This window comes from Rhizomicrobium sp., assembly GCA_037200985.1.
In the GTDB taxonomy this organism is placed as follows: Bacteria; Pseudomonadota; Alphaproteobacteria; order Micropepsales; family Micropepsaceae; genus Rhizomicrobium.
In genome coordinates this window covers 2477805-2503570 of sequence record JBBCGJ010000001.1, presented here as the reverse complement: position 1 = coordinate 2503570, position 25766 = coordinate 2477805, and the positions used below count along the sequence as shown (strand labels likewise).

Annotated in this window: 26 protein-coding genes; 9 read left to right on the top strand and 17 right to left on the bottom strand. The window is 66.7% G+C overall.

Annotation, left to right across the window (positions count from 1 at the left end; genetic code table 11):
* Positions 1-137 precede the first annotated feature (137 nt).
* From WDN01_12260 to WDN01_12210, 11 genes are all read right to left on the bottom strand, one after another.
* Positions 138-1112, bottom strand: coding sequence for a Gfo/Idh/MocA family oxidoreductase (locus WDN01_12260; protein MEJ0026793.1), 975 nt, complete (start codon positions 1110-1112; stop codon positions 138-140).
* 34 nt (positions 1113-1146) lie between these two features.
* A complete protein-coding gene (locus tag WDN01_12255; protein ID MEJ0026792.1) occupies positions 1147-1620 on the bottom strand; it encodes a MarR family winged helix-turn-helix transcriptional regulator in 474 nt (157 codons plus the stop codon).
* Positions 1610-2278: a maleylacetoacetate isomerase gene (maiA, locus tag WDN01_12250; GenBank protein ID MEJ0026791.1), complete on the bottom strand. Its 669-nt coding sequence runs from the start codon at positions 2276-2278 to the stop codon at positions 1610-1612. Before maiA ends, WDN01_12255 begins: the two co-directional genes overlap by 11 nt.
* On the bottom strand, positions 2256-3239 hold the full coding sequence (locus tag WDN01_12245; protein MEJ0026790.1) for a fumarylacetoacetate hydrolase family protein: 984 nt from the start codon (positions 3237-3239) through the stop codon (positions 2256-2258). The genes maiA and WDN01_12245 overlap by 23 nt, the downstream gene beginning before the upstream one ends.
* Complete coding sequence (locus WDN01_12240) at positions 3236-4366, bottom strand: homogentisate 1,2-dioxygenase (GenBank protein MEJ0026789.1); 1131 nt, start codon at positions 4364-4366, stop codon at positions 3236-3238. The genes WDN01_12245 and WDN01_12240 overlap by 4 nt, the downstream gene beginning before the upstream one ends.
* Positions 4363-5436 carry a 4-hydroxyphenylpyruvate dioxygenase gene (gene hppD, locus WDN01_12235; protein ID MEJ0026788.1) on the bottom strand — a complete coding sequence of 358 codons (1074 nt, stop codon included), beginning with the start codon at positions 5434-5436 and terminating at the stop codon, positions 4363-4365. Before hppD ends, WDN01_12240 begins: the two co-directional genes overlap by 4 nt.
* Positions 5437-5501: 65 nt before the next feature.
* The gene (locus tag WDN01_12230) at positions 5502-6362 is read right to left on the bottom strand and encodes a CopD family protein (protein MEJ0026787.1); all 861 of its coding nucleotides are present in this window, start codon (positions 6360-6362) and stop codon (positions 5502-5504) included.
* A complete protein-coding gene (locus WDN01_12225; protein ID MEJ0026786.1) occupies positions 6359-6787 on the bottom strand; it encodes a copper chaperone PCu(A)C in 429 nt (142 codons plus the stop codon). The genes WDN01_12230 and WDN01_12225 overlap by 4 nt, the downstream gene beginning before the upstream one ends.
* Positions 6784-7131 carry a copper resistance protein CopC gene (locus WDN01_12220; GenBank protein MEJ0026785.1) on the bottom strand — a complete coding sequence of 116 codons (348 nt, stop codon included), beginning with the start codon at positions 7129-7131 and terminating at the stop codon, positions 6784-6786. The genes WDN01_12225 and WDN01_12220 overlap by 4 nt, the downstream gene beginning before the upstream one ends.
* Positions 7128-8006, bottom strand: coding sequence for a hypothetical protein (locus tag WDN01_12215; GenBank protein MEJ0026784.1), 879 nt, complete (start codon positions 8004-8006; stop codon positions 7128-7130). The genes WDN01_12220 and WDN01_12215 overlap by 4 nt, the downstream gene beginning before the upstream one ends.
* A gap of 66 nt (positions 8007-8072) precedes the next feature.
* Positions 8073-8429, bottom strand: coding sequence for a hypothetical protein (locus tag WDN01_12210; protein ID MEJ0026783.1), 357 nt, complete (start codon positions 8427-8429; stop codon positions 8073-8075).
* A 149-nt stretch (positions 8430-8578) separates the two neighbouring features.
* On the opposite strand from WDN01_12210, the gene WDN01_12205 reads away from it, so the two are divergent.
* The 5 genes from WDN01_12205 to WDN01_12185 all read left to right on the top strand — a co-directional run bounded on the left by WDN01_12205 (position 8579) and on the right by WDN01_12185 (position 13473).
* Positions 8579-8746: a hypothetical protein gene (locus WDN01_12205; protein ID MEJ0026782.1), complete on the top strand. Its 168-nt coding sequence runs from the start codon at positions 8579-8581 to the stop codon at positions 8744-8746.
* A gap of 52 nt (positions 8747-8798) precedes the next feature.
* Positions 8799-10241: an alpha-L-fucosidase gene (locus WDN01_12200; protein MEJ0026781.1), complete on the top strand. Its 1443-nt coding sequence runs from the start codon at positions 8799-8801 to the stop codon at positions 10239-10241.
* Between the two features lie 117 nt (positions 10242-10358).
* Positions 10359-11267, top strand: a complete 909-nt coding sequence (locus WDN01_12195; protein MEJ0026780.1) for an aspartyl protease family protein — start codon at positions 10359-10361, stop codon at positions 11265-11267.
* Between the two features lie 101 nt (positions 11268-11368).
* Positions 11369-12631, top strand: coding sequence for an LLM class flavin-dependent oxidoreductase (locus tag WDN01_12190; protein ID MEJ0026779.1), 1263 nt, complete (start codon positions 11369-11371; stop codon positions 12629-12631).
* A gap of 47 nt (positions 12632-12678) precedes the next feature.
* Positions 12679-13473 carry an alpha/beta fold hydrolase gene (locus WDN01_12185; protein MEJ0026778.1) on the top strand — a complete coding sequence of 265 codons (795 nt, stop codon included), beginning with the start codon at positions 12679-12681 and terminating at the stop codon, positions 13471-13473.
* Here WDN01_12185 and WDN01_12180 read toward each other — a convergent pair.
* On the bottom strand, positions 13466-14830 hold the full coding sequence (locus tag WDN01_12180) for an HWE histidine kinase domain-containing protein (protein MEJ0026777.1): 1365 nt from the start codon (positions 14828-14830) through the stop codon (positions 13466-13468). The genes WDN01_12185 and WDN01_12180 overlap by 8 nt on opposite strands.
* Before the next feature lie 225 nt (positions 14831-15055).
* On the opposite strand from WDN01_12180, the gene WDN01_12175 reads away from it, so the two are divergent.
* From WDN01_12175 to WDN01_12160, 4 genes are all read left to right on the top strand, one after another.
* On the top strand, positions 15056-16786 hold the full coding sequence (locus WDN01_12175; protein ID MEJ0026776.1) for an amidohydrolase family protein: 1731 nt from the start codon (positions 15056-15058) through the stop codon (positions 16784-16786).
* A gap of 233 nt (positions 16787-17019) precedes the next feature.
* On the top strand, positions 17020-18066 hold the full coding sequence (locus WDN01_12170) for a TauD/TfdA family dioxygenase (GenBank protein ID MEJ0026775.1): 1047 nt from the start codon (positions 17020-17022) through the stop codon (positions 18064-18066).
* Between the two features lie 19 nt (positions 18067-18085).
* On the top strand, positions 18086-19735 hold the full coding sequence (locus tag WDN01_12165; GenBank protein MEJ0026774.1) for an acyl-CoA synthetase: 1650 nt from the start codon (positions 18086-18088) through the stop codon (positions 19733-19735).
* 136 nt (positions 19736-19871) lie between these two features.
* Positions 19872-20935 (top strand): IS630 family transposase gene (locus WDN01_12160; protein MEJ0026773.1). Its coding sequence is split into 2 segments (ribosomal slippage): positions 19872-20352 and positions 20352-20935, totalling 1065 coding nucleotides; the frame shifts between segments, so codons are not numbered across the junction.
* On the opposite strand, the gene WDN01_12155 is transcribed toward WDN01_12160, so the two are convergent.
* The 5 genes from WDN01_12155 to WDN01_12135 all read right to left on the bottom strand — a co-directional run bounded on the left by WDN01_12155 (position 20909) and on the right by WDN01_12135 (position 25724).
* Positions 20909-21529: an LUD domain-containing protein gene (locus WDN01_12155; protein MEJ0026772.1), complete on the bottom strand. Its 621-nt coding sequence runs from the start codon at positions 21527-21529 to the stop codon at positions 20909-20911. The genes WDN01_12160 and WDN01_12155 overlap by 27 nt on opposite strands.
* 58 nt (positions 21530-21587) lie before the next feature.
* On the bottom strand, positions 21588-22997 hold the full coding sequence (locus WDN01_12150) for a lactate utilization protein B (protein MEJ0026771.1): 1410 nt from the start codon (positions 22995-22997) through the stop codon (positions 21588-21590).
* A complete protein-coding gene (locus tag WDN01_12145) occupies positions 22994-23758 on the bottom strand; it encodes a (Fe-S)-binding protein (protein ID MEJ0026770.1) in 765 nt (254 codons plus the stop codon). Before WDN01_12145 ends, WDN01_12150 begins: the two co-directional genes overlap by 4 nt.
* A complete protein-coding gene (locus WDN01_12140; GenBank protein MEJ0026769.1) occupies positions 23755-24639 on the bottom strand; it encodes a lysophospholipid acyltransferase family protein in 885 nt (294 codons plus the stop codon). Before WDN01_12140 ends, WDN01_12145 begins: the two co-directional genes overlap by 4 nt.
* 113 nt (positions 24640-24752) lie before the next feature.
* Positions 24753-25724, bottom strand: a complete 972-nt coding sequence (locus tag WDN01_12135) for an alpha/beta hydrolase (protein ID MEJ0026768.1) — start codon at positions 25722-25724, stop codon at positions 24753-24755.
* Positions 25725-25766 lie beyond the last annotated feature (42 nt).

The window sequence follows — 25766 nt, the reverse complement described above, 5'->3', positions numbered from 1 at the left end:
GCGCACCCAATCCCACACAATGCGCGATACGCCTTGGGGGCGCCGGCTGAAGCCGATTCGTCCGTGGGGAGAGCTCAGCGGCTACGCGGCGGCGATCTGCGTCGGCACGATCCTGGCGACGGCGCTGATCTGACCGTTCACGCAAACGTCCGGTCGACGCCCGCCTTGGCGTAGATCGCGTCGATTGCCGCCATGTTCGCGAGCGAATCCGCATTCGTGATCAGCGGCGCCTTGCCCCGGAGCAGCACATCGCCGAGTTCGGCGAGCTGGGCGACATAGGTCGCGGGTCCCGCCGTCGGTTCCTCTCGCGTCGTGCCGCCGACCGTCATGGTGAAGCGGCAGCCGAGTTGCGGCGCGACGAAATTCAGGATTTCGAGCGAGCCCTTGTCGCCGGCCAGGCGCAGCGTCGCGCCGAACCGATCCGGCTTCATCGAGCAGGAGAACGTCGCCGGCACGCCGGCGAATTCGAGCGATGTCCTGGTCGAGACATCGACCTCATGTTCCAGGACGCAGCTTGCCGAAAGGACTTCAGGCTCGCTCCCCAAAACCGAACGCAGCGCATGCACCGGATAGCAGCCCAGATCCATCAGCGCGCCGCCGCCCTGTCCGCGGGTCCAGCGCAATTCGCCTTCGCGGTATGGAATCGGCACCTCGAAGAACGCTTCCGCGCGGACAAGCCCGCCGAGCTCGCCCGCGCGCGCGATGGCGACGGCGCGCTGCATGACGACATGGTGGCGATAATGGAAGGCCTCCACCAGGCGCTTGCCCGTCCGCACCGCGGCGTCGTTCATCCGGCGCACCTGGGTCGCGTTCATCGCGAAGGGCTTCTCGCACAGCACGTCCTTGCCGGCTTCCAGCGCGGCGATGGTCCAGTGCGCATGCCCCGACGGCGGCAGGGCGTTGTAGACGAGATCGACATCCGCGTGGCGCACCAGAGCATCGTAGTCCTTCAGCACGAGCGGGATCTTGTGTTCCGCGGCGTAAGCCCGGGCGCGGTCGCCGTCGCGCGCCGCCACCGCGACCACTTCGAAATCGGGATTGTCGCGCGAGGGAAGGATGACGACGGGCGGCGCGATCCGCGCCGCGCCCAGAATGCCGATGCGAATGGCCATGCCGTGCCCCGAGAATTGCGAGACGCAGTCTGCCCTATTTGCCGCCGCCGCCCAACAGATGCGCCTGGCGCGCCAGCTTCGCCATCAGCATGTCGAACTGGCGGCGCTCTTGCGGATCGAGCGCGGAGAGAAAGATTTCTTCCAGGTGCAGCGCCAGCGGCACGACCTCGTCATAGATCGCGCGCCCCTTTGGCGTCAGCGACAGGCGCAGGATGCGGCCGTCTTCGGCGTCGGCTACGCGGGCGACGCGGCGCGCCCGTACCAGGCTCTCGATGGCGCGGGAGACCTGGACCTTGTCCATCGCGGTGCGCTCGGCGACCTCGCGCGCCGAGAGTCCCGGCGCTCCGCCCAGCACCGCCATGGCGCGCCATTCCGGAATCGAAAGCCCGAAGCGGTCGGAATATTGCCGCGCGATCGCGTCCGACACGCGGTTCGACAGGACCGACAGCCGGTAGGGCAGGAAACGCTCGAGATCGAGCCGGATCTTGGCGGCGTCGCTACTCGGCATCGGGCTGGTTCTTGGGCAGCGCCGCGTCGAAGGCCGGATGCGTCAGCGCCTGCGCCTCGATCCGCGCGATCGTCGGCCACGGATCGAGCTCGAGCTTGACGCGCCGCGCATTGGCGACCTGCGGGATCAGGCAGATATCGGCGATGGTCGGCGCATCGCCGTGACAATAGGCACCGGTGTCGCCGCTGGTCGCCAGCATGATCTCCAGCGCGTCGAACCCGACGCGGATCCAGTGGCGCTGCCAGCGCACGATGTCGTCGTCGGAGATGTTCAGCTTGTGCTTCAGATGGCGCCCGACGCGCAGATTGTTCACCGGATGGATGTCGCAGGCGACGACATAGGCGATCTCGCGGGCGCGGGCGCGGCCGTACGGATCCTTCGGCAGCAGCGGCGGCTCCGGCACCAGTTCGTCGAGATATTCGATGATCGCCAGCGACTGGGTGATCAGATGCCCGTCATGCGCCAGCGCCGGGATCAGCGCCTGCGGGTTGACCGCCTTGTATTCGGGCGTGTGCTGCTCGCCGCCATTGCGCAGCAGGTGGACGAAGCGCAGCTCCGGCACGATGCCTTTCAGGTTCAGCGCGATGCGCGCGCGGAACGCGGCGGAGGAGCGGAAATAGCCGTAGAGCGCGAAGTCACTTTGCGTGTGGGACGACATGCTGGTCGATCGCTCCGAAAAGGGAATGTCCGTCGGCGCCGAACATCTCGATGCGGACGCGGTCGCCGAATTTCAGGAAGGGCGTGACGGGCTCGCCGCCGGCGAGGGTCTCCAGCGTGCGGCGCTCCGCGATGCAGCAGGAACCGGCATCGCCGGATTTGTTCGACACCGTGCCCGAGCCGACGATGGAGCCGGCGCCAAGCGCCCGCGTCCTGGCGGCATGGGCGATGAGATCGACGAAGCTGAACGTCATGTCGATGCCGGCATTGGGCGCACCGAACGTCTCGCCATTGAGCCACACATGCAGCGGCAGATGGACCTTGGCGTCCTTCCACGCCGCGCCGATCTCGTCCGGCGTCACCGCCACGGGCGAGAACGCGCTGGCCGGCTTGGACTGGAAGAAACCGAAATTCTTCGCGAGCTCGCCGGGGATGAGATTGCGCAGCGAAACGTCATTCACCAGCATCAGGAGCTTGATGTGTCCCGCCGCCTCCGCCGCGCCGGTGCCGTAGGGCACGTCGTCCGTGACGACCGCGACCTCGGCCTCGAAATCGATGCCCCAGGCCTCGTCGGCGGCGAGGATCGGATCGGTCGGCGCGATGAAAGAATCCGAGCCGCCCTGATACATCAGGGGATCGGTCCAGAAAGAGGGCGGCATCTGCGCGCCGCGCGCCTTTCGCACCAGCTCGACATGGGTGACATAGGCCGAGCCGTCGGCCCATTGATAGGCCCGCGGCAGGGGCGACACGCAGTTCTTTGCCTCGAACGGATGACTGCCGTCCGCTTCGCGGCTGTTCAGCAGCGCATAGACCTCTTCGAGCTGCGGCGCGATCTCGCTCCAGCCATCCAGCGCCGCTTGCAGCGTCGGCGCGATGCCGGGAACGGCGACGCAGGTCTTCAGGTCGCGCGAGACGACGGCGAGGCGGCCGTCGCGGCCGTGGCGGAGCGAGGCGAGCTTCATCCGGTCTTCCAGCTATCGGCATAGCCGCGGTCTTCGGTTGCCTCCGCGGCCGGCGCCATATCCAAGGGATCGCGTGCGTCGATCATCACCGCGACCTCGTCGGTCATCGTCTTGGCCGCCTTGGCGCCCGCCGCGAAGGCCTTGGGATGCGGCCCATGGGTGAAGCCGTTGGGATGCCAGGTCACCATGCCGGGATGGATGTTGTCGCGGCTGAAGAACTCGCCGGCGTGATAGAAGATCACCTCGTCGAAATCGTCGTTGGAGTGGAAGAACGGGACTTTGAGCGCGCCGGGATCGCTCTCGATCGGGCGCGGCACGAAGGTGCAGACCACGAAACGGTCGGCGACGAAGGTCGAATGCACGGATGGCGGGATATGATAGCGGTGGCTCACCACCGGGCGGATGTCGCGCCAGTTCAGCTTCACGACCGACAGGTTGCCCTTCCAGCCCACCGCGTCCAGCGGGTTGAACGGATAGGTGATGGTGGAGATGGCGGCGCGGCGCTTGACCTCGACCGTCCATTCGCCGTCGCGCTGCGCCTTGAACGCCGCGTCGAGCTTGGGCGTGTCGAGCGCGGCGGGATCGAAGATCGCATGCGGCCCGAGGATGCCGCGATCCGGCAGCCTGTAGCTGCCGTTTGTCGCCTCGATCAGCAGGGCGGCGGTGGGCGCGAGCGGCTCCAGCCGCCACATCGTGCCGCGCGGCAGGAGAAGATAATCGCCTTCGCCATAGGCGAGATGGCCGAAATCGCAGAACAGATCGCCCGCGCCCTGGTGGATGAACAGCAGCACGTCGCCATCGGCATTGCGCTGCAGGCGCGGCATCGGCTCGGCCACGCGCCACAGCGCGATCCGACAATGGGCGTTCGACAGCAGCAGGGCGCCCTTGTAAGGTTCGGCAGCGGGCTTCGCCGCGGCCTTCACCGCATCGAAGGCGCGGGGCCGCAGCGGTCCCTCGAACGACGACCAACCGGTCGGCGGGTGCCGGTGATAGATGTGCGTCGCCGGCCCGAAGAAGCCGTCCCGCCCGATCTCGCGCTCATAGGTGCCGGCGGGCAGGTCGGCATGCGCCTGTTTCGAGGTCTCTCCCTCGATGCGCGGGAATTCGATCCAGTTGCGGCTGCTCATGCGGTCGTGTCCTTGAGGACGCCGCGGCGGACCTGGTCGGCCTCGATGGATTCGAACAGGGCGCGGAAATTGCCCTCGCCGAAGCCCTGATTGCCCTTGCGCTGGATAAGTTCGAAGAAGATCGGGCCGATGGCGTTCTGGGTGAAGATCTGCAGCAGCAGGCCGACCTCGGAGTTGCGCTCGCCGTCCATCAGGATGCTGTTCTTCTTCAGCCGCGGCACGTCCTCGCCATGGCCCTTGATACGGTTGTCGAGCCGCTCGTAATAGGTCTCGGGCGTCTCCTGGAACGCGGCGCCCCGCGCCTTCAGCGTCTCGACGCTCGCATAGATGTCGTCGGTGCCGAGCGCGATGTGCTGGATGCCCTCGCCGTGATAGGCGTGGAGATATTCCTCGATCTGCGATTTGTCGTCGGAGGATTCGTTGATCGGGATGCGGATCTGCCCGTCCGGGCTCGTCATCGCGCGGCTTTTCAGCCCCGTCAGCTTGCCCTCGATGTCGAAATAGCGCACCTCGCGGAAGTTGAAGAAGCGCTCATAGAAGCCGGCCCATTTGTCCATGTTGCCGCGGAAGACGTTATGGGTGACGTGGTCGATCTCGGTCAGGCCGGCGCCGGCATGTTCCCAGCCCAGTTTCGCGTCGGTCGGTATGAAATCGACGTCGTAGATCGTGCGGTCGCCGTAGCGGTCGACGAGATAGATCACGCTGCCGCCGATCCCCTCGATCGCCGGGATGTTCAGCTCCATCGGCCCCACCGGGTTGTGGAACGGCGTGGCGCCCAGCGCGATCAGCTTCGCATAGGCCTTGGCCGCGTCGTGCACGCGGAACGCCATGGCGCAGGCCGACGGCCCGTGCTCCAGCGCGAAACGCGCGCCGTGGCTGCCCGGCTCGGCATTGACGACGAAGTTCACATTGCCCTGGCGGAACAGCGTGACGTCCTTGGAACGATGCCGCGCCACGGCGCGAAAGCCCATGCATGCGAACAGGGCGTAAAGCTGGCTCACATCGGGCGCGGTGTATTCGACGAACTCGAAGCCGTCGGTCCCCATCGGGTTGTCCCATAGCGCGGGCATGGCCGTCTCCACGATCCAAAGGGTGCGAGCGGAATATAGTTTCAAATGAAACTAATTGCGAGTCCTCACATCCGCATCGGTGCCGTCAGGCCGAGAATGCCTACGATCAGCAGGATCGCCAAGCCGGCGCCCAGTTCCGCGAGCACGGTGAGCGGGATCGTGTCCTGCGCCTCCTTGTCGCCGCGCGCCAGCGCCGGCAGCACGCCGAAGCGGTTGGTCAGCGCCAGCGCCACCATCAGCCCCGCCAGCACGATCTTGACCGCGAGCCATGTCGCATAGGCCGTCGACCACGCCATGCCCGGCATGTCGAGGATGAAGACGGCATTGGCCGTTCCCGCCGCGATCAGCACCGCGACCGAGATCGCGCCCCAGCGGGAGAACAGCGTGAGCAGCGCCACGAGCCGCGCCGTGTCGCGGATGCGCGGCACGATCTCGGGCAGCAGGGCGACCAGACCACCCAGCCAAAATCCCGCCGTGAGCAGGTGCAGCGCGTCGCTCGCCGCGCCGGCGAGGGACGGCGTGCGGGCCGCCGCGGCATGACTGGTGAGCGAGACCAGCGCCAGCGCCGCGCCGGCGGTCAGGGCGACGAACCGCGCCTCGCCGCCGGCGGCGCAGAGCAGGCTTAGACCTAGCAGCAGGATGAGGCGAACGAGGAAGACGTGGCCGTATTGCGTATCGGCGGCGACGGCGGCGAACACGTCGGGGCGAAAGCCCTGGACGGGATCGCCGGCCATCTCGCCGCCGACGAAGCCCACCGACAGGATCGCGGTCGCGAGCGCGCCGAACGCCGCGAAAGCGAGCGGCTGCCGCAACGGCGCGCGCGACAGGCCAAGCCGCGCGGCTTGTGCCTGCAGCGCGCTCGCGCCGAACACGCTCATCAGGCAGGCGAAGTGGAGCGCCCGCACGATCGCGAACAGCGCCGTCACCGCCCGGTCGCCCCGCGCACCGCGAAGACGGTCTCCAGCCTGGCGCCGCCGGCGAAATACAGCGTGACCGGAATGTGTCCCCCGGCCTTCACCCGCGCCGACGGCGTCAGGCACATGAGGTGGTAGCCGCCCGGCGCGAAGGCAATGCCTTTTCCCGGCGGCACCGGAATGGCGGTCGTATCCTCCATCATCGCCATGCCGTTCGATGTGTCCGAACGATGCAGCATGAACTCCGCGCAATCGGCCGCGCCGGCGCCGGTCAGGACCACGGTCTTCGCCGTCGCATTGTGCAGCGTGAAATAACCGGCGGCCGGAAGCCCGCCCGGCAGCGCCCGGATCCAGGCGTCCGTGACCGTCAGCGGCTCGGCCTCGGCGGTGCCGGCGGCGAGAACCAGCGCCAGGGCCGCGAGAAAGGGTTTCGTCATGGCAGCACCAGGAAATTGTAGCGGCCGTCGGTCCGGTGGGTGTCGACCGACACGGCATGCCAGCTTACGCGATAGCGGCCGGGCGCGAGAGGCTTGAGCGCGACCTTCATTTCCGCGCCGTCGGCCGCGACGGCCCCCGCCGTGACATCCCGGCCCGCTTCGTCGGTGACGCCGATTCCGCTGAAGGCCGGTTCGAGCGCTTCGGTGAAATGCAGATCGACCGCGCGCGGCGGCGATTTGAGGTTTTCGCCGGCGGCCGGGGCCGCCGCATCGAGAAAGGCGTGCGCCATCGCCGGACCGCAAAGCCCGGCGACGGCGAACGCGACGAGGATCACATGTCTCACTTGTTGCCTCCGAAGATCGGTGTGCCCAGGGAGTGGGGGAAGATATCGTCCACATAGAAGTGAAGCTGCAAGAGCGCCCCGACCGTGTCGCCCGACGCATGGTTGACCGGGATCACCGCCTCGATGCCGAGCTGGGTGTACTGGCCGGACCACAGGATACCCGGATTGATCGTCCCCGTCGTGCCGCCGCCGCCCGCATCGGTCGACGAGGTCATCGCGAACTCGACCAGCGGCGTCAGATGCGCGACGAATTTCGAGAACCCCTGGTCGCGGACGTCGTTCTGCAGATAGAGCAGGCTGTATTCCACCGCGCCGCTCCATTCGATCGCCTTCGACTCGCCGCTGGTGCCGGGGATCGCATAGCCCACCACTCCCGTCACCGCGAGGGGCCTCAGCAGCGCCATCGAGTCCGGCAGGTCGCCGAAGCCCTTGCCGAACAGGAGTTTCGGCGTGTAGGTCGTGAAGGTGTCGGCCACCGATTTCGATCCGCTGCCGCCGATCTCGAAGCTCATTGCGGCCGACATCACGAACTCGGCTTTCGGATCGGTCAGGAACTGCCAGGTCGGCGTGATCTCGAAATTGTCCCAGCCCGATGCGCCGCCGCCGGGGGGATGCGCGTCGACATAGCCGCCTTCCAGCGACAGCGAGACATGCGGCAGGATCGTCTTGGTGTATTCGAAATCGTAGTCCTCCTCGTGATTGCCGAGCGAGATCGTTGGCAAGGCCAGCTCGTCGGCAGCGAAGGGATCGTCGCTCGCGATGCTGGCGGGAAAGAAGCGGTCTCCGACCACGCCATGGGCGTGGACGAGTTGCGGGAAGAGCAGAAAGCCGGCGGCGAAGCCAGCGGCGCGAAGTCTCGCGGATGCGATTGTCATGGAATGTCTCTCGAATGAACGGAAAGGGACGCCCGCGCGGCAGCGCGGACGCGGCTTACGCATCACTCAGGAGAAGGACGGCGGTGCGCGGGGCGCATTGGGTCGATGGAAGGCGCGCGAATCGAAGGGTTCGGCACGCCCGGCAAAGGCGAGGGTTGGGGCCTTTGAGACGATCGGCCCGGCGAAAGCCGTGATTTGCGGCGGCGCCAGCGGGGCCGCGGCGGCGAAGGCGCAGGGCGCGTGGCTGTGCTCGCGCGCCGGCGCGGCGGGTGCCTTGCCGCCGGTATGGGTGCCGTCCACCGAGCAGATGACGAAGGGCGAACCGGCCGCGGCCGGCATCCAACCGTCCGGCAGAAGCGCGCGCAGCACCATCGCGCAGAGCGCGAGGCTGATGGCGGCCGAGCGGGACAACGGCAGGCGCATGGGACCCTCCGCGGCAGTTATCGCGGGTCCGCGCGTTTTCGGTCAAGCATGCGCGGCGCCGCACGGGTGAACGGCGGATGAACGCGCCCTTCAGGGCCGGTTGAAGGGCGCGGGCGCAAGCTCCTCTCATCGAATGAGGGAGGACTTTCATGCTTCGCCAACAGAGACTGAACGCCAAGCGCGCCGCACGGCCCGCCGCGCACCGCGCCGGCACCGACATGGCGCTCGCCAGTACCATCGTGTTCTTCGGCGTCTTTCCGGCCGTCATGGCCGCGGGGCTGATCCTGGTGCAGGTGATCGCGGCGGTCGCCCGCTGAACGTTCCCGTGCGGCACCGTTGAGCGGCGCGGCCCGGCTGGTAAGGTCGGGCATGACCTACGAACCGACGCTCGACTCGCTCAATGCCCACGCCGTGCCGCAATGGTTCGAGGACGCCAAATTCGGCATCTTCATCCATTGGGGGCTGTTCTCGATCCCCGCCTTCGCGGCGAAATCCGGATCGATCGCGGAATCCTTCCGCAACCAATACGACATCGCCGTCGCCCAGACGCCGTACTGCGAATGGTACTGGAACGCGATCAAGGTGCCGGAGAGCGACAGCGCGAAATTCCACGCCGCGACCTACAACAACGCGCCTTACGAAAACTTCCGCGCCGCGTTCCTGGAGGGGCTCGAAAAATGGGACCCGGCCGATTGGGCCGGCGCGTTTGCCGATGCGGGCGCCCGCTATGTCGTCCTCGTCACAAAGCATCACGACGGCTTCTGCCTGTGGCCGTCTTCGGTCGCCAATCCGCACCAGAAGGACTGGACCAGCCCGCGCGATATCGTCGGCGTGCTGGCGGATGCGGTCCGCGCCAAAGGCCTTCGCTTCGGCGTCTACTATTCCGGTGGCATCGACTGGACGTTCAACCGCGAGCCCTTGCGCACGCTGGGCGATTTCGTCGGCTCGACGCCGGGCGGCGACTATCCCGCCTATGCCGATGCGCAGACCCGCGAACTGATCGAGCGCTATCGGCCGTCCATCCTGTGGAACGACATTTCCTGGCCGACGCCGCTCGACGATGAGCTGAAGCTGTTCGCCGACTATTACAACGCCGTTCCGGAGGGCGTGGTAAACGACCGCTGGCTGCCCATGACGCCGGAACGCGCGGCCCTGCGCGATCCGCAGGTTCGCCGCGGGCTCGATGCGATGCTTAAGGAGCGCATGGCCAGGGAAACGACCAAGGGCGTCATCCCCCAATTGCCGCCGCATTGCGATTTCCGCACGCCGGAATACGCCGCCTTCGACGCGATCTCCGAAAAGAAATGGGAAGCGACGCGCGGCATGAGCCATTCCTTCGGCTACAACCGCAACGACACGGATGCGGACTATGAAAGCATCGAGTCGCTGGTGACGAGCTTCATCGACGCGGTGGCGAAGAACGGAAACTTGCTGCTCAATGTCGGGCCGCGCGGCGTGGACGCGCAGATTCCGCGCGAGCAGCTTGCGCGCCTGAAAGGCTTCGGCGCCTGGCTGCGCGCCAATGGCGAAGGCATCTACGGCACGCGCCCCTGGACGCGCTTCGACGGCCGGACGGCGGACGGCACGCAGGTCCGCTTCGCGCAGGCGGACGGGAACCTCTTCGTCCATCTTCTCGGCACGCCGCCGGGAACCGACGTCCTGATCGCGGGCGACGATCTGCCGGACGCGACCGTCGCCGTCCATCTGGCGACCGGCGTTGCCGCTACGGCACGCCGCGTCGAAGGCGGTCTGCTGCTGACGTTGTCCGCACCGCTCCCGCCGGCGCCGGCGCACGGCTTTAAGATCGGCTGACGGTTTGGGCGACCGGCCCCTCGGTTGCACGGAAAGGAACCCTGTCGTTACACGGTCGTGCGCGATGCCGTGTATTTTGCCGATGCCGCGACGGCGTCGTGTGCTAGGCAAACGTGCATGTCTCCATCCATTCTCCGTCGTCGCCTTCCGCCGCTGTTCGCGGCGATGGTCGGCATATCCGTTTTGCCGTACGCGGCATCCGCCGAAGGTCGGTTGCCGTCTGCTTGCATTGTGGTCGAGGCCGCCGAGGGCGGCAGCCCCATCATCGCGGCCCGGGTAAACGGCCGGGGTCCGTTTGGGTTTGTCCTCGACACCGGATCGAGCAGCACGACCCTCGACGAGCTTCGGACAAAGCAACTCGGGCTCGTGCCCAACCCGGCGCCGGAGCAGGGCCAGGGTATGGGCGGCGCCGTAGACGTTCGCGTCTTTCGCTTGCACAGCGTCGCCACCGGATCGCTGGTCGTCCGCGATCTCGATGTGCCGGGCGTCGCCGCGCCGCAGATCGAGGGTCGCGACATCGCCGGCCTTGGCGGTGTCGATCTGTTCGGCAGCCGGTTGGCGGTATGGCGCTTGGAGCGGGGTTGTGTGCAGGTACGGCCGAGCGGCGCCCGCCCCGGCGGCCGGGGTTGGCGGCGCATCGAATCCCGATGGCTCAAGCCATGGAAAATCCTGGTCCCCGTCCGCATCGGACGGGCGGCGGGCTGGGGACTTCTGGATACGGGTTCGCAGCGGACGATACTGTCTCCGGCCTTCGCGCGCCTGGCAGGGCTTCGCGATGGCGGCGGCGGCGGAACCGTTACCGGCGTCGATGGCCGCGAGACCGCGCTATCCGCATTCGTCTTGCCCGAGGCGACGATCGGCAGATGGCGCTTCGTGCATCCGACGGCGAATGTCGCGAACCTCCCCGTGTTCGGACGGCTGGGTGGCGCAAACGAGGCCCTTGCGATCGTCGGAATGGATTGGATCGGGACTCGGCCATTCGCGATCGATTACGGTCGGCGGCAGGTTTGGCAGGCGGCCCGGTAGAGCGCGTCCGCGCCCGTGCCAGACCGGGTCTCAGCCCGAATTGCCAAGCTCCTGACATTTCGTCAGGATTGCCGGCAACAACGATAAACCGGGAGACGCTCATGAAATTCACCTGGTTCAACCTCATGCCGTGGCCGTACCTGCCGGACGATTTCCGGGAGAAGAACCGCTCGGTCTGGGTCGACATCGACCAGCGCCTGTTCGACCCGGTGAAGAGCCACGAGGTCTACAATACCTATCTCGACCTGCTCGAATACGCCGCCGATTGCGGCTTCGACGCGATCGGCTGCAACGAGCATCACCAGAACGGCTACGGCATCATGCCGTCGCCGAACATCATCGCCGCGGCGCTGGCGCGGCGCACGAAGGACGTCGCGCTCGTCGTGCTGGGCAATTCCATCGCGCTCTACAATCCGCCGGTCCGGGTCGCGGAGGAATTCGCGATGCTCGACTGCATCTCGGGCGGCCGCCTCATCGCGGGTTTCCCGGTCGGCACCTCGATGGACACGAATTTCTGCTATGGCCAGATCCCGGCGCTGACCCGCGAGAAATACCAGGAGGCGCACGACCTCATCATCAAGGCCTGGACGACGCGCGATCCCTTCGCCTTCAACGGCCGCTACAACAAGCTGCGGCACGTCAACATCTGGCCGCGCCCGATCCAGCAGCCGCATCCGCCGATCCACATCCCGGGCGGCGGCAGCGTCGAGACCTATGATTTCTGCATCGACAACACCTACTCCTATTCCTACCTGTCGTTCAGCGGCTATATCCGCGGCAAGGCGCTGCTCGACGGCTATTGGCGCCGGGTGGAGGAGCGCGGCGCGCCCGACAAATCGCCCTACCGCGCCGGCTTCGCCCAGACCATCTGCGTCGCCGACACCGACGCCGAGGCGGAACGTCTGTACAAGGAGCATATCGACTATTTCTACAATCGCTGCCTGCATGTCTATGGCGGCTTTGCCGACGCGCCGGGCTACCGCACGATTCGGACGATCCAGACCGGCGCCCTGTCGCAATACGCTCCGCCGGTCGGCTTCTCGAAGCTGACCTGGAAGGATCTGACCGAGCAGGGCCATGTCATCGCCGGCTCGCCCGAGACGGTGCGCCAGCGGCTGGAGGAGCTCGCCAAGTCGCTCCATGTCGGCAATCTGTTCTGCCTGCTCCATGTCGGAAACATGCCGAAGGAGAAGTGCATGTACTCGACCAAGCTGTTCGCCGAGAAGGTGATGCCCAAACTGCGCAACGTCTTCCCGGAATACGCGGACGACGACCGCTTCTGGTGCCACCCGATCAAACAGGTGAAGCCCGGCAGCCTGCCGAGCGAAGCGAAAGCGATGGAGGCCGTGGGCGCCGCAAGGTGAGACTCCACCCTTCCCTTGAGGGAGGGTAGACGAAAGGAACGATCAATATGCCTCTGGACCTCAAAACCGTCGCCACGCCGCACGTTCCCGTCCGCTATCTCGAAGGCGGCTCCGGCGCGCCGCTCGTCTTCCTGCACGGCGCCGGCGGCGCGCTGGCGAACGACGCGTTCCTGAACCGGCTCGCGGAGAAGTACCACGTCTACGCGCCGCTGCTGCCCGGCTATGGCGACAGCGAGGAATGTCCCGAGCTGCGCGACATGCTCGACTTCACCCTCCACAGCTGGGACGTGGTCGAAGCACTCGGCCTCAAAGACCCGATCCTGGTCGGCCATTCGATGGGCGGCATGATCGCCGCCGAGATGGCGGCGGTGGCGCCGCACGACGTGACGCGGCTGGCGCTGATCTGTCCGGCGGGCCTGTGGCTCGACGCCTATCCGATCCCCGACATCTTCGCGACGCTGCCCTTCGAGATGCCCGCGCTCCTGTTCCACGATGTGGAGGCGGGGACCAAGCTGCTGACGGCGGGCCTTTCCTTCGGCGATCCGAAATTCCTGCAGACCTATCTCGTCACCAATGCGCGCCAGCTCGGCATGGCGGGCAAGATCCTGTTTCCGATTCCGGAGCGCGGGCTCTCGACGCGCCTCTACCGCATCAAGGCGAAGACGGTGCTGATCTGGGGCGACAGCGACAGGCTGATCCCGCCGGCCTATGCGCACGGCTTCAAGAAGGGCATCGCGGGCGCGGAGTTGGTTTCGATCCCGGAGGCCGGCCACATGGTGACGCTGGAAAAGACCGATCGGGTCGTGCAGGCAATCGGCCGGATCGCCTCAGGCTCTACGTGATCTCCTCCGCCACGCGCGTCTCGGCCGCAAGCGTGAACGCGATGCGGCAGACATAGCCGTCCGGCGGATAGTCCATCGTCACCTGGCCGTTCTTCTCGCGCGACGGAATAAACGCGATCACCCGCGCCCCGTAACCGTCGCGTTCAGGCTTTTTGGGCGGCGGGCCGCCGGATTCCTTCCACAGCATCTCGACCCGGCTGCCATTGCCGTTCGGCGCCACCCACCAGTGGAATTCGACGCGTCCCTCCGGCACGGACAGCGCGCCGTGCTTGATCGCATTGGTGGTGAGCTCGTGCACCCCGAGCGCAAGGCTTCCGCCCGTCGCCTGGCTGAGTTCGAGATCGGGCCCCTCGAAGAACAGCCGGTCGGACTCGGTCTCCAGGAACGGCGCCAGTGTGGCCGCGACGATCTCCTTGGCGTTCATCGTCGTGTAGTTGCCCGCCAGCGCCAGGTCTCCGGCCGCGCTCAAGGCATGCAGCCGGCCGACCAGCTTCTTCTGGTAGGCGTCGACATTGGCGTCGGCGCCGCGCGGCCGCGAGCTCTTCACCAGCGAATCGATGATCGTCATCAGGTTCTTCAGCCGGTGGCGCGCCTCGCCCACCATCATGTCCTGCTGCTCGCCGCTCAGCTTGCGCTCATGCACGTCGGTGAGGGTGGAAATCCATTCCTCGACCTCGCCGCTCTCGCCCGGCAGCGGCACGGCGCGCATCGCATGCCAGCGCCAGTCGCCGCTGGCCGGATCCTTGAGCCGTATCTCGGCGCGGTGCGCCGTCACGTCCTTGTAGGGTCCCGCCGGCCACAGCTTGGCGTGATCGTCCGGATGGACCGAGGCGAGCCAGCTGGTGCCCGCATAGCTCGGCCATGTCATGCCGATCAGCCTTTCGAGATCGGGGTGCGGCCGCTCGATGCGCCCGCGATCGTCCGACACCGTGACCGCCGCGGATGTAGCCGAAAGCAGCCGGCGATAGCGCACGCCCCAGCGCCGGCTTTCGCGGAAGAACTGCCGCAGGATCAGCGCGACCGCCGTTTGCACCGCGGCAGCGCCGGCGAACAGCCACAGATCGGTCCCGGAATCGAGTCGCGCGGCGGCGAGCAGGCTGGCAGCATAGGCGAGGGCCGCCAGCTCCACGCCGCCGAAAATGCCGGCGATCATCAGCGCCGGGAAGAAGAACTGCGCGCCCCAGGGCCCGCCTGCGAGCCAGGCCGCGAGCATCGCGAGCGCCAGGAAGACCGCGGTGATCAGGAGGCGCACTTGGCGCGACAACCCGCCGTCGAGGCGCGGAACCGAGGACGACGTCGTCCCCAGCACGTTCGCGGAAAAGCGATCGCGCAGCCCTGTCCAGGCTCGTCGAAGCATCGTTTGCACGCGCAAAAATCCCCGGCCCAACTGCGTTCTTGGAACTGGCGACGCGCCACGCACCGCGAGAGCGCACGATGCCGCCCCCGGAGGTCGGATGATAGCGTAATCCCGGCGTCCTTAAGCAAGCCTTGGAAACTTAGGAGCAGGCGGGTTCCCCAACTTGACTTTATGTCAGTGGAGGCAAACCGTTTGGCAAAACAGACAATCGATCCGGGGAACGCCATGGAAGCCGAATACGATCTTGTCATCAGGGGCGGCACGGTCGCGGACGGATTCGGCGGCGCCTTGCGCGATGCCGATGTCGGTGTACGAAACGGTACCATCGCGGCGGCGGCGCCGGGTCTGGGACGCGGCATCACGGAAATCGATGCGAAATCCCGGCTCGTCACGCCCGGATTCGTCGACATCCACACCCATTACGACGGCCAGGCGACCTGGGACGCGCGACTCGCGCCGTCGAGCTGGCATGGCGTGACCACGGTGGTGATGGGAAATTGCGGCGTCGGCTTCGCCCCGGTGCGCGCCGCCGACCACGACCGGCTGATCGAGCTGATGGAGGGCGTCGAGGATATCCCCGGCGTCGCCCTGCACGAAGGGCTCAAATGGAATTGGGAAAGTTTTGCCGAATATCTCAACGCGGTGGAAAGCACGCCGCACGATATCGACATCGGCGCCCAGCTCCCGCACGGCGCGCTCCGGGTCTATGTGATGGGCGCGCGCGGCGCCAATCTCGATGCGGCGACGGATGACGACATCGCGCGGATGCGCCGTCTCGCGGCGGAGGCGATGCGTGCGGGCGCGCTCGGCTTTTCCACCTCGCGCACGCTGAACCACAAGACGGTGAAAGGCGATCCGACGCCCAGCCTGCGCGCCACCGAAGCCGAGCTCACCGGTATCGCGCTCGGCCTGAAGGATGCCGGCAGCGGCGTCATCGAGATGATCTCGGACTTCAACCAGCCCGATCTCGCGACCGAATTCGCCATGATCCGGCGCGTTGTGGAGACGTCGGGCCGCCCGCTGACGCTGTCGCTCGCCCAGGGCCATTCCCATGCCGAAGGCTGGCGGCGGATATTGGAGCTGATCGAAAGCGCCTCCGACGCCGGCCTGCCGGTCAAGGCGCAGGTGGCGCCGCGCCCCATCGGCGTGCTGCTCGGCCTGCAAGGCACGATCAACCCGTTCATCGGCCATGCGGCCTATCAGGCGATCAAGGACAGGCCGCTCGCCGAGCGCGTCGCCGCGATGCGCGATCCGTCCTTCCGCGCCAGGGTGATCGAAGAGAGCGCCGCGCGCGAAAAGGCCCATCCGCTGGCGCGCGGCATCATGGCATTCGAGCGTATGTTCCTGCTCGGCGATCCGCCGGACTACGAGCCGCCGCGAGAGACCTCGATCCAGGCCATGGCGGACCGCTCCAATCGCGCGGCCGCCGACATCGCCTACGATCTTCTGCTGGAGGACGAAGGCCGCGCCTTCCTGTTCTCGCCCTTCGCCAACTACGCCGACTACAATCTGGATTGCTGCGGCGAGATGATCGCGCACAAGGATTGCGTCATGGGCCTGGGCGACGGCGGCGCCCATGTCGGCATCATCTCCGACGCGAGCTTCGCGACCTATCTGCTCACCCATTGGGGCCGCGACCGCGCCAAGGGCCGGTTCGATCTCGGCTATCTGGTCAAGCGCCAGACCCTCGACACCGCGCGCGCCGTGGGGCTGAACGATCGCGGCGCGATCGCGCCGGGCCTGAAGGCCGATCTCAACGTCATCGACATGGATAGGCTGGCGGTCGAGGCGCCCAGCATGGCCTACGACCTGCCGGCCGGCGGCAAGCGCCTGCTGCAGGGCGCGCGCGGCTATGACGCGACCATCGTCTCCGGCCGGGTGATCTACCGTCACGGCGAACCCACCGGAGCCCTGCCCGGCAGGCTCGTCCGCGGCCCGCAAGCCGCGCGCAACTAGACGCGCGCGATGCCGACGAACCAAACACGATTGTCATCCCCGGCCGAGCGAAGCGAGGGTAAGGGGACCCAGGCGCTGCCGTTCGGACGGTCTCGCCGACATTCTTTGCATTCGGCAACAGGTGCGGCACGGAACCGCCTGGGTCCCCTTTCCCTCGCGCCCTTCGGGCGCTCGGCCGGGGGTGACAATCTTTTCTTTGACCAAATCACCGCAAGAAGAGTGGCAGGTTTGTCATGAGCATGAGTCCATTCCCGCGACCGCTCGAGACCCATGTCGACTGGCGGCACGAAGACGTCGCCGACGAAGCCGCCTGGACGGTCGAGCTGAGCGAGACCGACCGCCGCGAACTCGATGCCGCGCTCGGCGTCGCCAAGGCCCATTCGGACAGCCTGCTCGATATCGGCCTTGCGCAATTTCCGCTCGACGGTCTCGGTCGCAAGCTCGAAGCCATCGCGCGCGACCTGATCGACGGTCCCCGCGGCTTCGTGCGCATCCGCACCCTCGACACGGCGAAATACTCTGACGACGACCTGACCATGCTATATTGGGGCATCGGCATCCATCTGGGCGATCCCTGGCCGCAGAACCATTACGGCCATGTGATGGGCGACGTGACCGACCAGGGCAAGCGGCTCGACGATCCGACCCTGCGCGGCAACGAGATCGGCCAGGTCGGGCTCGACTACCACACCGACGGCGCCGACATCATCGGCCTGATGTGCCTGCGCAAGGCGCGGGAGGGCGGGCTCTCCTGCGTCGCGAACGTCGTGGCGATCTACAACGAATTGGTGAAGACGCGGCCCGACCTCGTCGCCGCGCTCCACGAACCCTTGCCCTTCGACGCGCGGCAGGAGCAGGCCAAAGGGCAGAAGCCCTATTACCTGATGCCGGTTTTCACCGAGCATGGCGGGCGGCTCTTCACCCGCTTCATCCCGCAATATGTGCTGGCCTCGCAGAAGCACGCCGAGGCGCCGCGCCTGTCGCCCATCGCGCAGGAGGCGCTCAAGACCGTCACCGAGATGGCGCGCGACCCGCGCTACAACGTCTATATGGACCTGGCGCCGGGCGAGATGCAGTTCATCAACAACTACCATGTGCTGCACGGCCGCCAGGAATATCGCGACGATCCGGCGAACGGCTTCAGGCGCCATCTGAAGCGGCTGTGGCTGGCGACGCGCCATCTGACGGACCGGCCCGGCCATTTCCGCCGTCGCGAGCATTCGCACTGGGCGGACAACATCTCGGTCAGCCGTATCCCGGCGGTCGAAAGAACGAATTGAAATCCATCAAGGGTGGGACATGCTGACGACAGAACCGCCTCCGCCGAGCACGGCGCTGAATTTCGGCGACATCATCGACGCGGTGAGCGCGGTCGTTCCGCCGGATTCGCCCGCCTTCGTGCACGGCGAACGCACGATCCCCTGGAGCGAGGCGGCGCGGCGCATGAACAACATCGCGCGCAACCTCCACGCCAACGGCGTGGCGCCCGGCGACAAGGTCGCCTTCTACATGCGCAACGGCATCGAATACGGCGAGCTGACCGGCGCCTGCTTCGTCGGACGCCTCACCCATGTGAACGTCAACTACCGCTACAAGCCCGACGAGGTACGCTACATCGTCGACAATTCCGACGCGGCAGTCGTGTGCTACGCCCGCGAGTTCCGCGACGCGGTGGCGCAAATCCACAACCAGCTCGACAAGGTGAAGGTGTTCGTCGAGGTCGGCCCGTCCGACGTCGCATCCTTCGCCACGCCCTACGAGGCGCTGGCGACGCGCGGCAGCGGCGCCAGGCTCGGCATCGACCGTTCGCCCACGGACCTCGTCATGGTCTACACCGGCGGCACCACCGGCATGCCCAAGGGCGTGATGTACGCGCAGGGCGATCTTGCCAACACGCTCCTCGCGCGCGTCCTGATCGCCACCGGCAAGCTGCCGGAAACCGTGGAGGAGGTCGTGGCGTTCGTGAAGCCGCTGGGCGCGGCGAATACCCGCTACCTTCCGGCCTGTCCGCAGATGCACGGCACAGGCTTCTTCGGCACGATGACCTCGCTCCTGACCGGGGGCTGCGTCGTGACGGTGGACAATGCCTCGCTCGATCCGCACGCGATCTGGGGCGCGGTGGAGACGCACCGCGTCACCAACATGGCGATCGTCGGCGATCCCTTCGCCAAGCCGCTGCTGCGCGCCCTCGACGAGAATCCGGCGAGATACGATCTGTCGTCCATCGTCGGGATCGGCTCGTCCGGCGCGATGTGGAGCGCCGAGGTGAAGCAGGGCCTGCTGGAGCACCTGCCGCTACAGGCCGCGCTGACGGATGCCTTCTCCTCGACCGAGGCGCTCGGCATGGGCGTGTCGGTGGCGCAGCGCGGCGGGGAGACGCGCACCGCCGGCTTCCTGATGGGCCCGAACGCCATGGTGCTGGACGACGAGGACCGCCCCATCGTGCCGGGCAGCGGCAGGACGGGCCGCCTCGCCGTCGGCGGCGTGCTGCCCGTCGGCTATTACAAGGACGCGGAGAAAACCGACCGGCTGTTCAAGGTCATCGACGGCCGCCGCTTCTCGATCCCCGGCGACTACGCGATCGTGGAGGCCGATGGCCGCATCACACTGCTCGGCCGCGGCAGCAACTGCATCAACACGGCCGGCGAGAAGGTGTTTCCCGAGGAAGTCGAGGAGACGCTGAAGACCCATCCGTCCATCGAGGACGCGCTGGTGCTGGGCGTGCCCGACGAGCAATGGGGCCAAGCGGTAACCGGTCTGGTGAAGCTCGCGCCGGGCGGGGATTTCGACGAGGCGGGCCTGCGCGCCCATGTCCGCGCCTCGCTCGCCGGCTACAAGACGCCCAAGCGCGTGATCCTCGCCGGCGTGCCGCTCCGCGCGCCGAACGGCAAGGCGGATTACAAGAGCGCGGCCGAGTTCGCACGGCGGGAATTGGGGATCGCATCTTAGTTTTCCTCCCCCGCAACAGCGGGGGAAGAAATCATGTCCTTATTATACCAACGGCCTTAGTTTCTGACTCGTGAGGATTCAACGCGGCCGCTGTCTGTGATTCGCTTTGCGAGGTGATTCGCGAAGGGGATCGGCGATGGCGATCAAGATTTTGCGTTCGGAACACAGTGCTTCGGATTTGCGGCGGGAGGCGGCCAAGACGCGGCACGCCGATCAGGCTCGCCGGTTGCTGGCGCTGGCACTGGTGCTGGAAGGCACGTCTCGCACGGACGCGGCAACGGCGTGCGGCATGGATCGCCAGACGCTGCGCGACTGGGTGCATCGCTATAATGCGTCAGGCATCGATGGTCTTGTCGACCGCAAGGCTCCAGGCCCAACGCCCCGGCTGACGGAGCAGCAGGAGGCTGAACTTGTCCAGATTGTGGAGCAAGGTCCCGATCTTGCGAACGACGGTATGGTGCGCTGGCGCCGCGTCGATCTTCGCGACGTGATCGCCGCGCGCTTTGGCGTTGCGCTTCACGAGCGCACCGTGGGCAAGGTGCTGGATCGTCTCAACTTCAGCCATATGTCGGTTCGCCCGCGCCATCCCAAAGCAGACGCCGATGCCCAAGAGGCGTTCAAAAAAACTTCGCGCAGCTTGTCGATCGCGCCTTGCCGGATGCCGCCAAAACCAAGCCGGTCGAGATCTGGTTCCAGGATGAAGCCCGGATCGGCCAGAAGGGAAGCTTGACCAGAATGTGGGCGCGGCGCGGGACACGCCCCACCGCGCCGCGCGATCAGCGCTACAAGTGGGCCTACCTCTTCGGCGCGGTCTGTCCCGAGCGCGCCTGTGCCGCCGGTCTGGTTCTTCCTTGCGCCAATACCAGGGCGATGACGGCGCACCTCAAGGAGATCAGCCGGGCCGTCAGGCCAGGCGCCCATGCTGTCCTGGTCATGGACGGCGCTGGCTATCACGAGAAAGCCATCACCCACCTGCCGTCCAACATCTCGCTGCTGACGTTGCCGGCATACGCCCCCGAACTCAACCCGGTCGAGAATGTCTGGCAGTTCCTGCGCCAGAACCATCTCGCAAACCGCGTCTTCAAAGACTACGACGCCATCCTCGATGCTTGTTGCGACGCTTGGCGAAGCTTCCTCAGAAACCCAGACAATATCGCCTCGATAACCCAAAGATCATGGGCCAAATGTGTCAACCACTGAGGCCGTTGGTATTACCAGCACCGCCAGAGCTTTCGGGCCGTGCGCGCCCAGCTCCATGGTCTGCTCGATGTCGCCGGTGCGCGAGGGACCGCTGACGAGATTGAGCGTCGACGGCAACCCGTCCGGCAGCGCCGCCAATACGTCCTCCAGTCCGGCGACCACCGACGCCGCGCGCACGATGGCGATCTCCAGCACGGGACGGAAATGCCACGAGGCCGGCGCCCCCTTCGCGGAGGGATAAGCCAGCGTGCCGGTCTCCGCGATGGCGAACGGTGCCACGGTCACCGCGGCGTCGAACTGGCCGGGCGGCTCGCGCAGGATCTCGACATTCGGCAGGTCGAGCGTCAATTCGCTGTCCGGCGCGATGTGCACCATCGGCGCCATGTTGCGGCCGCGCAGAATGTCGGCGATGGCGGCCGGCACGTCGGCCATGCCGTCCAGCATGCGAACGTCCGCGTATTGCGCCGAAAGCTTTTTCGCGAAGGCCTCGATGAGATCGCCCTCGCTCGCCGGCGCGCGATAGACGGCAGGCTTCGGCGTCCGCGTGAGCTGCCGTGCGCGGATCGACTCAAGGATTTCGTCCCGCGCGCTCATTTTTGATGGCGGCCTCGCGAATTGCCGCCCGCCAACCCAATTCGCTCGGCCGCGTCGTTCATTTGCGTGCCCGCCATTGCTGCTGGAACGTCTGCCCTTCCGGCACCGGAAAATCGCGCACCGCGAACCAGCCATTCTTGAATGGCACCGCGTGAATAGTGCCGCGGCGGCCAAGCATCTTCAGCACCCGCGCCGCGATGCTCGCCCCCAGCCGATAGAGCGCCGGCCGCTTCGCCGCGAAGGCCCACAGCGTCAGCCCGCGCGTGATCGCTTTCGGCGCCAGGCCCTGGCCGTATTCGATGGCGCGCCAATGCCGCATGATCTTGGGCAGCGGGATCATCACCGGGCAGACCTCCGCACAGCGGCCGCAAAAGGTCGAGGCGTTGGCGTGATGGGCCGCGTTCTCCACCCCCATCGTGGCGGGGTTCAGCGCCGCGCCGATCGGCCCCATATAGGTCGCGCCATAGGCATGGCCGCCGACCGCGCCATAGATCGGGCAATGATTGATGCAGGCGCTGCAGCGGATGCAGCGCAGCACGTCCTGCGCCTCGGTGCCGATCAGCCTGGAGCGTCCGTTGTCGATCAGCACGACATGGAAATTCTCGGGCCCGTCGGTCTCGTCCGGCCCGCGCGGCCCCGCCATGACGCTGACATAGGTCGAGATCGGCTGGCCAGTCGCCGAGCGCGTCAAAAGGCGCAGCAGCACCGCCACGTCGTTCATATCGGCGACGACCTTCTCGATGCCGGTGACGACGATATGGGTCCTGGGCAGAAGCCGCGTGAGATCGCCATTGCCCTCATTGGTGACGATCACCGCCGCGCCGTCCTTGGCGCTCAGGAAATTGGCGCCGGTGATGCCGGCGTCGGCGGCCTCGAACCGGCGGCGCAGGATGGCGCGCGCCTCCTGCACCAGGGAATTGCGCTCTTCCAGCGAGCGCTTAGGATCGAGCTCCGTGTGCGCGGCAAAGAACGTCTCGGCCACCTGTTCCTTGGAGAGATGGAAGGCCGGCGCGATGATATGGCTCGGCGGCTCATGGCGAAGCTGGATGATGTATTCGCCCAGATCGGTCTCGACCGGCTCGATGCCGTTGGCTTCGAGGAACGGGTTGAGCAGGATCTCCTCCGTCACCATGGACTTGCCCTTGGTGACGGTCTTGGCGCCCACATCCTGCAGGATGGAGAGGATAACGCGCCGCGCCTCGCCCGCATCGCGCGCCCAACGCACCGTGCCGCCGCGCGCCGCGACGCTGGCCTCGAATTGCACGAGCAATTCGTCCAGATGCGTCACCGCATGGTTGCGGATCGCCTTGCCGGCTTCGCGCAGGCCCTCGAAATCGCCATAGCGCTGCACGGCAATGGCGCGGCCGGCACCGAAATGCGTCTTGAGGCGGCCGAGCGCCGGCCGCAGCTTGGGATCGCCCAGCGCCGCCCGCGCATTCGCGATGAACTCTTTGGGATCGGCGTTCACGGCTCGCCCAGCGCCTTGCCGCCGCCCATGCCGGCCAGCACTTCGGCGACGTGGCGCACGTCGATTCTCTTGCCCTGCCGCGCCATGCGGCCCTTCAGATGCAAGAGGCAGCCGAGATCGCCGCCCAGAAGCGCGTCGGCGCCGGTAGCGCAGGCATCGGCGATCTTGTCGTCCGCCATGCGCTCGGAGATGTCGGGATATTTCACGCTGAACAATCCGCCGAAGCCGCAGCACACCTGCGGATCGGTCAATTCGTTTATCGAAAGGCCCGTCACCGTCGACAGCAGCGCGCGCGGCTCCGCCTTCACGCCCATCTCGCGCAGCGAGGAACAGGAATCGTGATAGCAGACGCGCTTGGCGAAGGCCGCCGTCACGCCCGTCATCCCGCGCACCCTGGCCAGGAACGACAGCAGCTCATGCGTCTTCGCCGCCAGCGCCCGGGCGCGCGGCAGCCATTCGGCATCCTTCTCGAATATTTCGGGATAGTGCCGCTTGATCATCCCGCCGCAGGAGCCGGACGGCGCCACGACATGGTCGAAGCCCTCGAACGCCATTATGACGTTTCGCGCGATGTCCTTGGCGTCGCGGTCGGCGCCGGCGTTCCAGGCCGGCTGGCCGCAGCAGGTCTGCGCCGCCGGCACCTCGACGTCGCACCCGGCCTGCTCCAAGAGCTTGACCGCCGCGAAGCCGATTTGCGGCCGCACCAGGTCGACGAGGCAGGTGACGAAAAGCCCGACCCGGGGCCGCGCTGCCGTGCTCATGCACCGGGCGCCCGCTTGGGGCGTTTCACGCGCGTCCGCGGCAGTTTCTGCGGCATCGTCTCGCCCAGCGAATAGGTGATCTCCTTCAGCCGATCCATTACCGATTGCCGGTCGTTGATGCCGGCGATGCGCTCATAAGGCAGCACGTCGCCGAGCCGCACATAGACCTCGCTGCCGATGCGGTCGTGCACCTCCTTGAACAGCAGCGACAGGCGCAGCGTCACGCTGATATGGCTCGCCACCTGGAACAGCCGGCTGTTCTGGCCCGCGAAATAGACCGGCGCTACCGCCGCCTTGGACTGCGCGATCAGCCGCGCCGTCAGGTTCTTCCATTCGGTGTCGACGGCCCGCTTGTGCCAGATGGTCGGCGTGGTGGAGACGCCGCCGGCCGGGAACACCACCAGGCAGCCGCCCTTCATCAGATGGTTCTTGGCCTCGGCACGGGTGCGCAGATTGGTCTTCAGCGCCTCCTCGGTCTCCGCGAAATCGACCGGCAGCAGGAAGGTCTTCACCTCTTCCGCGCGCAGCAGCACCGCATTGGTCAGCACGCGGAAATCCTTCCGCACCTTCGAGATGATGTGGCAGATGATGAGCCCGTCCAGCACCCCGAAGGGATGGTTGGCGACCACCACCAGCGGCCCGGTGCGCGGCCATTGCGCCAGCGCCTCCTCGTTGATCCGGACCTTGAGCTCCAGCTTGCGGATCGCCGCGTCCCAGAAATCCTCGCCCGGCACCGGATGGGCGCGGTTCTCCTCATAGAGCCATTTCAGATAGGGCTGGCCGGTGATGCGCTCCACCAGCCGGATGAAGAAGCGCTTCAGCCGCGGGTCGGCCGGATCGGCATAGGAGAAGGTATCGATGTCGGCGGTCGATTCAGCCATGGCGGGATTTTGTCACGGGCGGCGGACGCAAGCCACAGCCTCAAACGGGCGGATTTGGGGCGGCGGCGCCACGGTTTCGCCGCACCGCGGCGAGCCATATGCCGGAAGCGGCCCTACCCGAACCGCCGCTTCAACCAGTCCACCATGATCGCGTTCACCTGGTCGGGGTGTTCCTGCTGGGTCCAGTGGCCGCAATCCTTGATCAGCGCCTTCTCGAGGTCCGGCACGAACTGCTCCATGCCCTCGGCCATGGCCGGCGAGAGCACGATGTCGTCCTCCGCCATGATCATCAGGCTCGGCATCGGCACCTTCTGCACGAGGTCCGCGCTGCGCTCCCAGTTGCGGGTGAAATTGCGGTACCAGTTGATGCCGCCGGTGAAGCCGGTCCGGGTGAAGGTGTCGACGAAATATTTCAGCTCCTCCGGGTTGAGGAGCTGCGTGCCGGCGCCCGCCCAGCTCGTCTCGTCGGCCTCCAGCGCCTTGACGAGGGCGAGGTTGCGCTGCCCGGCCGGCAGCTTGGCGTAGTCCGCCGCCTTCATCCCCGATTTGCGCATGAAGAAGCGCATCGACTTGCCGACATCCTTGGCCAGTGCCGCGTCGGCGAGGCCCGGCTTCTGGAAATAGACGATGTACATGTCCTCGCCGAACACCGCGCGCATCATCGCGATCGGGTCCATCGGCCCGCGCGGCAGGAACGGCGTGTTCACGCCGATGACGCCGCGCACGCGGCTGGGGTGCAGCAACGGCATGTTCCACACCACCATCCCGCCCCAGTCATGGCCGCAGAACACCGCGTCCTTCAGGCCGAGCGCATCGAGCATGCCGGCCAGATCGCCGGTCAGGTGCTCCATGTCGTAGTCGGCGACGGCCTCGGGGCGGGAGGTGCGGCCATAGCCGCGCTGGTCGGGCGCGATGGCGCGAAAGCCCGCCGCCGCGAGCGCCGGCAATTGATGCCGCCAGGAATAGGCGAGTTCGGGAAAGCCGTGGCACAGCACGACCGGCACGCCGTCCTTCGGCCCGGCCTCGTAGACCGCCATGTCGATGCCGTTGGTCTTGACCATGGTGGGCTCGGGAAAGGATGCCATGCGTTCCTCCATTCTTTTTTTGTGATGCCCGCGCAGGCGGGC